Here is a 466-nt window from a genome sequence, read left to right as displayed (position 1 = left end):
GTACGGGAAGAGGCGGCTCGCGGCGATCGCGATCATGCAGCCGACGACGGTGTCGATCGCGCGCTCGCCGATGATCCGCATGTTGCCGGGCGCGAGCAGATGGAAGAGCAGCAGCACGTACGACGACGTGAACACGACGCTCGCCGCGTAATTGAAGAGCAGCAGGCTGTAGCTCATCACCATCGAGCCGAACATGATCGCGATCAGCACGTGCGGCTCGTGCACCGTGTAGATCAGCGCGAGGCTCGCCGCGCAGCCGATCAGCGTGCCGACGATACGCTGCGCGTTGCGCTGCTTCGTGAGCGAATAGCCGGGCTTCAGGATGATGATGCTCGTCATCACGATCCAGTAAGCGTTCGTGAGCGGCAGCAGGCGCCCGAGCCAGAAGCCGACCGCCACCGCGATCGTCACGCGCAGCGCGTGCCGCAAGCTCGGCGAGCCCATGTTCAGGTTCGAGAAAATCAGC

1 protein-coding gene is annotated in these 466 nt (G+C 64.2%); it reads right to left on the bottom strand.

What is annotated here, in order from left to right; translation table 11 throughout:
• On the bottom strand, positions 1-466 hold a 466-nt coding region (locus J5M73_RS31280; protein ID WP_207816945.1), incomplete at both ends, for an FUSC family protein.

The sequence above is a fragment of the Pseudomonas sp. 50_B genome (assembly GCF_017491625.1).
Taxonomy (GTDB): Bacteria; Pseudomonadota; Gammaproteobacteria; order Pseudomonadales; family Pseudomonadaceae; genus Aquipseudomonas; species Aquipseudomonas danubii.
This window is presented reverse-complemented; position numbering and strand designations above follow the sequence as displayed.